The organism is Sulfurimonas sp. (assembly GCF_014859695.1).
Classification (GTDB): domain Bacteria; phylum Campylobacterota; class Campylobacteria; order Campylobacterales; family Sulfurimonadaceae; genus Sulfurimonas.
In genome coordinates this window covers 1-8,974 of sequence record NZ_JACUTS010000069.1, presented here as the reverse complement: position 1 = coordinate 8,974, position 8,974 = coordinate 1, and the positions used below count along the sequence as shown (strand labels likewise).

Here is an 8,974-nt window from a genome sequence, read left to right as displayed (position 1 = left end):
CACTTCCGCACTACATTGCTTACAAATACCAAGCAGTTTCTCAGTTTGTCCCTCCGCTAACTCAAATTCGCTTGACCATCGTATCTTTGTTTTTACACCTAGTATCTCGTTAATAGCGGTGATAAATTTATAGTTAATTTGACTTAAATACTCTTCGTCACAACCCAGATACAACTCTTCAAAAATATCTTTGTAATCTTTAAAATATTTTGCTTTTGAATAGTTTTGCTTTATTTGCTGCCAGTGCTTTTTTGCCCATTCTTTATCACTTACTTTAGTTTCATTGATTTTTTGAAAATACTTCCCTTTTACATCAACAGGAACAGTTAGCCATCTTAGACCCTGTGGAGTTTTGATCTTATTTCTATTTCGCCAGTCTCTTCTAGTGTATTGCATATCATCATAAAGTACAAACTCATCTACCATATTTATAAGATCAAAATAGCCCTTCCAAGGGATGTAGCTTGATTGTAAAATTGCTATTTTTTTCATCTGCTTTTCAACTCTTTTCTATCTATTTTGCCATTTTGATTTTTTGGTAATCTATCTAATATACTAATACTGTTTGGTAGCATATATGAAGGTAGTTTGTCTTTTAAATATTCTTTTACATTATTTGAACTTATTTCAAAATTAGTTGATATATAGGCTACTATCTTGCCATAATTTGCTTTTCCTCTTTTGTATACAACAACACACTCTTCAACTTCTTTCATGTTATAAATAGCCAACTCTATCTCTTCAAGTTCGATTCTATAGCCCATATGTTTAATTTGATTGTCAACTCTGCCTTTAAAATACAATAAATTATTCCTTTTTTCTACTAGGTCTCCCGTTTTATACATATTTTTTTCATAGTTGTTTTTATTTGTAAATTTTTTAAAACTTTCTTGTGTTCTTTTGGGATCATTATAATAACCTTTCCCTACATTTGGTCCAAGTAAACATAGTTCTCCAAGTTTAGTCTCTCTGCCATTCTCATCTAAAATTACATAAGAAAAGTTTTGATTTATTGAACCCAAAGATGGCAGCTCACTTAAATCTTCAAAATCATCTTCACTTATTGTGTAACTAGAGCAAATACATGTACACTCAGTTGGACCGTATACATTTATAAATGTTGCCCTATTAGAATATAAATTATGCAACTTTCTTAACTCACTCTTAGGGTAACCCTCTCCTCCAAATGTAAAAATACGAATATTTTTAAAATTATCACTAGTTAGTACTCTCATGGTAGTTAAATACATCAACGCAGAAGGTACTGAAAACCATATAGTACACTGCATTTTATCTATATACCCAACAAGTTCTATTGGCTTAGTTATCAACTCTTTATCTACAGGAACTAAAGTTGCACCTGAAAATAAAGCCCCGTAGAAGTCAAATACAGAGTTATCAAAATACATAGGGCTAATATTTGCAAATCTATCAGTGGTTCTTATCTCATATCTTTGTTGAATCCAGTTAATAAAATGAATGAGGTTTTGATGGGTAATAGCTACACCCTTAGGTACACCCGTTGAGCCAGATGTAAACATTATATAAGCTATTGTTTCGCCATCAATTGAAATAGTACTGTTGGAGTCTGTATCAGAATTTTCTATACTCTTGTATAAAATAAAATTAACTTTATTTTCTTCACAAAGCTCTGTTATTATATCCATTTCGACAAGTGAAAAAATTGCTTTTGGATTGCATAAATTCACTATATCATTTATTCTTTTTTTTGGGTTTTCAATATCCAAATTAACATATGTAACACCAGATTTTAGACAAGCTATCATCATCGCATAATCTTCAAAAGACTTTGTATTTGCTATAGCAATAACATCATTTTGTAAGATATGGCTATTAGAGAAAAACCCTATAAACTGGTTTGACTTTTTGTCAAGTTCTTCATAAGTATATTCTTTTTTTTCATAACTGATTGATATGTTATCTTTATTTTGAGTTGCGATATTTTTAAAAAAATACAGTAGATTATAATAATATTTCATAATTCCTCTAAATAATTGATGATTTTGTTTTAATTTTGGATAAATCTCCTATAATGCGAGATAACTTTACTATATTGTTGTCTTTTTTTACGACAACACAGTCCTCATAAACAAATAAAACTTCCTGGTCCTTAAAACTTCTGGCATACTGATCAACAAACTTATTATTTACAATATCAATATCATATACTTTATAAGTATCTCCCTGATATGTAAAATAAGCACCTTGAGATTTATTATTAAATGCTTTAACTTTATTTATCATCAACCCAAGAGACTCATTAAAGTCTATTTGCTTATCCTCCTCACATCTGGAATAATAAATGTCATCCACGCCATCTATCTGTTTCTGATTAGCTACAAAGTTTTTATCAAATGCTAGCCTAAATACTTGTTTTTCTGCTATAAAACTAAGTTGGTACAACAAAGAAACATCTAAATCTTCAGATTTAGGAATCTTCACCTGGGATATAATATCTCCAGCATCAATTTCATCATTCATAAGATGGCATGTAGCACCAGAGTCTTTGTTGTATAAAATAGCGCCTATAACAGGATCTATACCTTTAAGATTTGGCAATAAGGATGGATGAATATTTATATATAACTTTTTTTTCATATCACTTATTGGTAATATATAAGGGCATCCATTTGATACTAAAACATCATATTCTAAATTATCCAATTTATTTAGTAGTTCTTTCTTATTTGATATAATAGAATACTTATCAACTATATCACTTATTTCTTTTTCTAAATGGGTATTCTTTATAACTAACGCATCTATAATGTCTAACTTTAATGCACACATCTCTTGTAAAACAAATTTTCTATTTCCTACAAATACAAACTTCATTTATATTGTTAGCCCTCCGTCAACTTGTAATACAGCGCCATTAACAAAATCATTTTCAACAATATATTTCACACTTTGAAAAATATTTAAAGTTTCACCTAATCTTTTCAAGGGCGTATTTGATTTAATATGTTTTATTGTTTTTTCATTTAGTGCATGATTTGTTGACTCTGTGTTTATAAAGCCTGGTGCAATAGCAACGCTTCTAATCCCAAAAACACCTAACTCTTTGGACCAAGTTTTTGTCATAGCCTCAACTGCGGCCTTTGCGGCACTATATGCCGTTTGTCCCGCATTGCCTTGAGCACTTATTGAGCTCATATTTATAATAACACCTTGTGTTCTATTTATAACCATCTTCTCTGCAATGATTGAACTCATAATAAAAACAGAGTTTAAATTGATGTCAAGATTCTTTTTAAATCTATCGTATGAATGCTTCATGCATGAGGGATTCATAATATTGATAAATGATTCGCTGTAAATCACACCTGCATTATTAACTAGGATGTCTATCTTTGAAAACTTACTGACAATGCTGTCTACCGTTTGTTGCACTAATTCATAGTTGGTAATATCGATACAATATTTCTCTATTTCATCAGGTAATAAATCTAGCTTATTCCTATCAAGATCAAGAACTACTACACTAGCTCCTTCTTTTACTAGTCCTTGCGCTATAGCTAATCCCAAGCCACTAGCACCTCCAGTAACTACTGCGACTTTATTTTTAATCTCCAACATCTACGCCTTTTGACTTCAATATCTCAACTGTTTTTGCCACAGAATCAAGAGATACAATCTCCATCATCTCCAACCTAATATCAAATTCTTTTTCTAGTGATGTCACTAAGTCCATCTGTCTTAACGAATCCCATGTATCAATGTCATCTTTCGTTAGCCCAACTGTAATCTCAGAACTTTTCATATCAAAAACTTCTGCCAGTACCTCTTTTACCTTATCATTCATTTTGCTCAATCCTTTCTTTTTTCACAAACTACCCAAAAAACTTTTTCATCTATACCATAATAATCATTATATGCATGCCCAAAAGAAAAGTTTGTAAAGTAATCTTGTATTCTTTTTTCTATCTCTTCAGCTGACTCAAAAGACTGTAGCCTATATCCATTTCTATTGTTATAATAATCATTTTGTATTAAAAAAGAGCCATCATTTTGTCTTACGGCATCTTTAAAGATGTAAGAGTTGTCATTTGGCAAACTTGTAATAAATACCCCACCTTGCTTTATAACTCTTGAAATTTCATTTAGGTTATGCTCAAATTTATCATCGCCATCTAAGTAGTATGAGGAATGACAAGCTAAAACAATATCAAAATATTCGTCTTCGTAAGGAATATTGTTGTTTCTTCCAACTTTAAATTCAGCATGCAGGCCTTGTTCTTTAAATCTTTGTCTCGCCATTTCACAAATTTCCTCTGTTATTTCTATGCCGTATGTCAAGTATCCTTCTTTAGCCAAAAACACACTATTTCTCCCATCGCCAAAACCAATATCAAGAACTTTTTGATTCTTGCCCTCCTCTATTTTAGTTCTAAGGTTTGGGTAGCTTGCCTTAAATGTTCTAACAACAAACTCTGTCGGATATAAATATTTAATCTCTTTTTTTTTATAAAAACTTGTGTAATTGTCATTAATATTTTCAGTCATTTGAACCCTTTTTATTTCATAAAATATTTTGCATAATCCAGTGCAGGAAATCTGTGTCTTTCCCCAGCCCTTGCAAGGCAGACTTCATTTTCTTTTGTGTTTGAAGATACAAGTACATTGGCACCTATAATATTTAACTTGCCTACCCTAACTTGATTAACGACAGTGACACCAACACCTAAAAAAGAATTTGAGCCAATTTTGGCTTCTCCTGCGATTGTACTGCCTGATGCTATCCAGCAGTTGTCTTCCACTTCCGCATGGTGACCTATAGTACAATTTGCCCAAACAACACTGTTTTTGCCTATTTTAGCAAATGGTTCAACAACGGTATTGGCCAGAATTATGCTTCCTTCGCCGATATTAAAATCATTATAAACTTTAGCATCTTTATGTATATAAGTAATTATTTCATACTTTAAAGATTTAACCTTTTGATACATACATTCTCTATCTTGATTTACATTGTTATATCCCATGGCTAATAAAACTTTATAATCTTTTGGTGGATATTTCTCTTGAATCTCTTCTAATGAAACAACTTTAATACCAAATAAAATATTTTCTTTTATGTAATTTCGATCAACACAAAAACATTCTATCTGGTATCTTTTATCATTGGTTATATATTTATACAAAATTTCTGCAGTTATTGAATTACCGATGATTATGACTTTTTCACACATTGCTTCTCTCCTCTAAAACAGCATACCCAAAGCCTGTTTCACCATATCCATTACCATTATAAAGCATATATTTAAATCCATTATGACTAAATACACTTGGATAACATATCATTTTACTATCCCAGCCTTCTTCACTAGCGTCTATGCCGGAGTTTTCATCTTCTCTAGTCCATTTTAATCCATCATCAGAACTTGCATAACCAATTCTATATGTTTTGATATATTTTGTCTCTCTGTGAGCATACCACATATGATACCTATTGCCCCATTTTACAACTGTTGGTCTCCCAAATGCATATTCGTATTCATCAGCAAAAGGAATGGCCATTCCTTCATCAAACTTCCAGTCAAGTCCATTAGTTGAAGTTCCGTGATGAAGTCCGTATTTGTGTTTCCAATTTGAGCCTGCTTTTTCCCACTTTAATCCAGAGTTATACCAAGTATGCCATAAGTTGTTTTCATCGATAAAAAATGCTGTTGCTGCTGCAAACAGAGGATGGTTTCTATCTCGCCCTATAATTGGTCCCAAAAACTCTTTTTCTAAAGTCAGAGAACTCAAATCCAAGTTTGCTCTTCCTGTATCACATATCCACAAATCTTCTGGAAGATTTTGCCAACCAACATAATACAAATATATTTGATCTACATTTTTTATAAAACATCCGCTGATTACTCCATCGCAATCAAAATATCCATAATCACCAGGGCTCAATGCTAACTTCGGCTTATCTTCAAGCGTAATCATTCCATTTTTAACTATTGCGTAAACTAAAAAAATATGAGATTTTTTTAGACTATCTCTTTTTGTAAGCGCGATCAAAAATATGTCATCCGCAATATGAATAATGCAAGGATGGGAGGCATGTGTCCAGCCTTTTTCTCTTGTTTCATATAAAAGATCTTTCTTTATCCACTCAAACATTTTTCAACCCTTCTTTCAATAACTTTTCCATAAAGTCGACTCTACTAACTTTTTTATCTGATGCAAGCTTGTATATCTTGTTTTTCAATTCTAAATCAATACCCTCTAATTTTCCATAATATCTAGTTTGCATATTCCCTCCACGAAGCCCCTTATGGGGAACATTATAATTTATTTTCAATTTTTCTTTTGATGATACAAACTCAATCACATAAAAATAATAATTAGCTTCCCATGAAATATTTACTTCTCTTGCTGTTATAGGTAAGTGCTCTAATGGTAAATCAAACTCACATAATGGATTGTTTTCTATTAACATTTTTGCATGTTCTGTATTTTTCAACCATGCAGGTACACATTCGTCGCCAAAAACTATTTTAGCGCCTTCTTTTGCTACTCTATCCATTTCGCAAATACCTTTTTTTATGTCTGGAAACAAATTTATTCCACCAAAATGATACGCAGCATCAAAAGAAGCGTCTTTGAAGGGTAAGTTTGCCGCATCGCTCACAGAAAAAACAATATTGTACTGAGAAAGCCTTTTGTCATTATTCATTCTTATTTGAGCTTCTGAGACCATTTCCTTGGAATAATCTTGAGCATATATAATTCCTTCGGTTCCTATTTTATCGCATATGAAAGGCAAATCATCTCCTAGTCCACAGCCAGTAACTAGAACTTTATCGCCAAGTTTTAAATGAAGTCTTGAAACCAATCGAGTTCTTAAATACTCATTAGTCGTACAAAATGTTTCTAAAACCCAATTCATAGAATTATCATATCGCTCAGCAACTTCCTTTAAAGTGTATTCATTTTCAGACTGATCAAATTCAAAAACAGGAATACTAGTTTCATTTAAAAATCTGAAACTGTGCCCTTTATTACATTTTAAACCATCTCTTTCTTTAAATAAATTTTCATTACAAGTTATGCATTTATAAACACTACTATTCATCGCTTTCCTTTTCATTGTAAATTTTTTTGATTAATGTATATGGTCTAGTTTTTACTTCAATAAATATCTTTATAGTGGCCTCATTTGTCAACATAATCTCCCTGCTCATTTTATTTTCATCTCTCACGCTGCTTTTCCTGGCGCTTCAAGATAGACATACATCGACTTTTCAACCGTCATTTCACACCCCATTCCTCCATTTTATTCCCAGCCCGACAATAGCACCAACACTTTGGTTCAAGCAAGTCTAGAATAAAGTGATTGCGTTCTAAACGATTAGCAATTACTTATTCCTTCAACCGTTCTATTATTGCAATTTAAATTTCAAAAAAGCATTCAAACATCCATTCAGCAGTAGGATTTTGAACAGGTTTACCCAATTGATTAGGAAGGGCCTTAATTTACTCTTTGGGTTCTTTTCTGGTTTTATATTCTAACCCGGCATGGACCATAAAACGCAAAGTCATTAGAATAAGCATCGCATCAATGCGTTGAGGCTTTTTGAGAAACAGTTACTAAGCAATGTTGCGGACTCTTAACTTGTGCACTGGCTGCCCTAGCCTGAATTAAATATCTTTGGCTTTGGGTATTTACTCAGTGCTTCTTACAGCACCTCTGCGACTAGTATTGCATCCATGGCACTGGAAGCTTATGGGCTAGTATAGCTTTTGTATGCCAATCAATAATGGCATACAAAAGCTATAAAGTCATTATTCATGCGGATATAAGTGATGTCCAACTAAATTTAAATATTATATTATTATCAAAACCGTACTCAAATTTTTTATAGACATCCATACTGTTGTCTAAATTATTCATCACTGTCTCAATATATTTTTTTCATCTCATTCCTTAGTTTTTTTTCTGAAAAAATTTTCTTAATTTTTTTTCTATTATTTTTTTTTGTGTCATTATCAAGTATTGACAAATCTATTATTCTATTATCGAAAATTTTTATACCGAGTTTTTCAAAATACTCCCAAGATGTTATATCATTTCTAATAAATACTTTTTTGCCTAGTCCTAATAATTTAATTATATTTCCTATTCCTTGTTGTCTACTGTGATTAAATATAGCAATATGAATATTAGATAGAAAATCTGTGTATTCAGTATTACTCATAAAATTAAACAGGGGAATTAGTTGTTCTCCAAAATATTTATGACCTATTTTTTCTATCTCTTTAGCATAACTTTTATCTCCGTATGACAAAGGAACATAGATTTTTATTTTTTCATTTTTAAATGGCAAAAGCTTATCAAATATTTTAAGATGATTGTTTGTTTGTGTTGCCGAATTCCCAACTAGTATATTAATGGTGTTTAATGATTTAATTTGATATTTATGTTCTTCAAATATGTTACTAGGATACCCAACAGAAAGTTTTATATGTTTACCTTTAGCTTGATACTCTTTTCTTATTAGCTCAACCTCACCTTCCATACCAGTAAGCAAATAACCCATATTCTTTATAATCTCATGTCGAATCTTACTTTTCGTCTCAGGAAAATAAAAATCTCCGCCCCACATAACCCAATAGCATTTTTTTAAAAACTCCTGATTAAAATAGAGCAGAACATCTACCTTGTCTCTCCAAAGACCATGGAGTATAATTTTTTTTGCCATTTTTATATAGGCTAGCAAAGTAATGAATATGTCGTCATCTGTGTGTAAAAATTCTACATTGTGCTCAGGCGTTAGGCCATACTGATACTTCTCACTTGTAATAAAAACATAATGATGCCCTTCTCTTCCAAAGTGCTCATCAACAAAATCAATGTAAGGTGCAAGAAATTTTTCCACAACCATTACATGTAAAATTTTTCTAGAATTCATTTTATTGGAGTTTTGCATATTTTTTTCCAAAATCCAGTGCATATTTG

11 protein-coding genes are annotated in these 8,974 nt (G+C 31.6%); all 11 read right to left on the bottom strand.

What is annotated here, in order from left to right:
* Positions 1-492, bottom strand: a 492-nt coding sequence (locus IBX42_RS09930) for a WbqC family protein (RefSeq protein ID WP_294932478.1), incomplete at its 3' end; no start/stop codon positions are given.
* On the bottom strand, positions 489-2,000 hold the full coding sequence (locus IBX42_RS09925; protein ID WP_294932476.1) for an amino acid adenylation domain-containing protein: 1,512 nt from the start codon (positions 1,998-2,000) through the stop codon (positions 489-491). The genes IBX42_RS09930 and IBX42_RS09925, both read right to left, overlap by 4 nt.
* A gap of 7 nt (positions 2,001-2,007) precedes the next feature.
* On the bottom strand, positions 2,008-2,856 hold the full coding sequence (locus IBX42_RS09920; protein WP_294932474.1) for a formyltransferase family protein: 849 nt from the start codon (positions 2,854-2,856) through the stop codon (positions 2,008-2,010).
* Positions 2,857-3,597, bottom strand: coding sequence for an SDR family oxidoreductase (locus IBX42_RS09915; protein WP_294932472.1), 741 nt, complete (start codon positions 3,595-3,597; stop codon positions 2,857-2,859).
* The gene (locus IBX42_RS09910) at positions 3,587-3,826 is read right to left on the bottom strand and encodes an acyl carrier protein (RefSeq protein WP_294932470.1); all 240 of its coding nucleotides are present in this window, start codon (positions 3,824-3,826) and stop codon (positions 3,587-3,589) included. The genes IBX42_RS09915 and IBX42_RS09910 overlap by 11 nt, the downstream gene beginning before the upstream one ends.
* Before the next feature lie 5 nt (positions 3,827-3,831).
* Positions 3,832-4,527, bottom strand: coding sequence for a class I SAM-dependent methyltransferase (locus tag IBX42_RS09905; protein WP_294932469.1), 696 nt, complete (start codon positions 4,525-4,527; stop codon positions 3,832-3,834).
* An 11-nt stretch (positions 4,528-4,538) separates the two neighbouring features.
* Entirely contained in the window at positions 4,539-5,213 is a 675-nt protein-coding gene (locus IBX42_RS09900; RefSeq protein ID WP_294932467.1) for an acetyltransferase, read from the bottom strand.
* Positions 5,206-6,135, bottom strand: a complete 930-nt coding sequence (locus IBX42_RS09895) for a hypothetical protein (protein WP_294932465.1) — start codon at positions 6,133-6,135, stop codon at positions 5,206-5,208. Before IBX42_RS09895 ends, IBX42_RS09900 begins: the two co-directional genes overlap by 8 nt.
* Positions 6,128-7,090, bottom strand: coding sequence for a class I SAM-dependent methyltransferase (locus IBX42_RS09890; RefSeq protein ID WP_294932463.1), 963 nt, complete (start codon positions 7,088-7,090; stop codon positions 6,128-6,130). Before IBX42_RS09890 ends, IBX42_RS09895 begins: the two co-directional genes overlap by 8 nt.
* The gene (locus tag IBX42_RS09885) at positions 7,083-7,217 is read right to left on the bottom strand and encodes a hypothetical protein (RefSeq protein ID WP_294932461.1); all 135 of its coding nucleotides are present in this window, start codon (positions 7,215-7,217) and stop codon (positions 7,083-7,085) included. The genes IBX42_RS09890 and IBX42_RS09885 overlap by 8 nt, the downstream gene beginning before the upstream one ends.
* A gap of 699 nt (positions 7,218-7,916) precedes the next feature.
* On the bottom strand, positions 7,917-8,974 hold a 1,058-nt coding region (locus tag IBX42_RS09880), incomplete at its 5' end, for a TDP-N-acetylfucosamine:lipid II N-acetylfucosaminyltransferase (RefSeq protein WP_294932459.1).

Excerpts from the sequence above, each read along its gene's own strand:
- IBX42_RS09925 (WP_294932476.1), bottom strand. The coding sequence starts at position 2,000 with ATGAAATATTATTATAATCTACTGTATTTTTTTAAAAATATCGCAACT.
- IBX42_RS09905 (WP_294932469.1), bottom strand. The coding sequence starts at position 4,527 with ATGACTGAAAATATTAATGACAATTACACAAGTTTTTATAAAAAAAAA.
- IBX42_RS09910 (WP_294932470.1), bottom strand. The coding sequence starts at position 3,826 with ATGAATGATAAGGTAAAAGAGGTACTGGCAGAAGTTTTTGATATGAAA.
- IBX42_RS09890 (WP_294932463.1), bottom strand. The coding sequence starts at position 7,090 with ATGAATAGTAGTGTTTATAAATGCATAACTTGTAATGAAAATTTATTT.
- IBX42_RS09895 (WP_294932465.1), bottom strand. The coding sequence starts at position 6,135 with ATGTTTGAGTGGATAAAGAAAGATCTTTTATATGAAACAAGAGAAAAA.
- IBX42_RS09900 (WP_294932467.1), bottom strand. The coding sequence starts at position 5,213 with ATGTGTGAAAAAGTCATAATCATCGGTAATTCAATAACTGCAGAAATT.
- IBX42_RS09920 (WP_294932474.1), bottom strand. The coding sequence starts at position 2,856 with ATGAAGTTTGTATTTGTAGGAAATAGAAAATTTGTTTTACAAGAGATG.